1 protein-coding gene is annotated in these 506 nt (G+C 76.7%); it reads left to right on the forward strand.

Features of this window, described 5'->3' with window-relative positions:
• Window positions 1-370 (forward strand): ROK family protein (locus DW309_RS00525; protein ID WP_136044216.1); only part of this gene is annotated, 370 nt, incomplete at its 5' end.
• Between the last annotated feature and the right edge of the window lie 136 nt (window positions 371-506).

Consider the following 506-nt stretch of genomic DNA (forward strand, 5'->3'; position numbering starts at 1 on the left):
CTGCCTGGAGGCCGTCGCCTCGGCCGGTGCGATCGCCCGGCGCTATCGGGAGGCCACCGGGGTCGTGCCCGACGGCGCGAAAGACGTGATCGCCAGGGCGGCCGCGGGTGACGAGGTCGCCGCCGCGATCTGGGACTCCGCGCTCGACGCGCTCACGATGTCGCTCGCGCAGCTCACCGCGGTGGTCGCCCCCGAGGCCGTGGTGATCGGCGGCGGGCTCTCGCGCGCCGGAGGAGCACTGTTCGACGAGCTGCGGCGCCGCCTGGCCGCGCGGCTCAGCTTCCACCGGCTGCCGGTGCTCGTGCCCGCCGAGCTCTCCGGCAACGCGGGTCTGATCGGTGCGGCCCTGCGGGCCAGGGAGCTGACGTGATCCTCACCGTCACGCCCAACCCCGCGCTCGACCTGACCTGGCGCGTCGACCGGCTCGTGGAGGGCGGCACCCACCGCGCCGACGCGGGGGCCGCGCGGGCGGGCGGCAAGGGCCTCAACGTGGCCAGGGTCGCGCA

Source organism: Microbacterium sp. K41 (assembly GCF_004794395.1).
Lineage (GTDB): Bacteria > Actinomycetota > Actinomycetes > Actinomycetales > Microbacteriaceae > Microbacterium > Microbacterium sufflavum.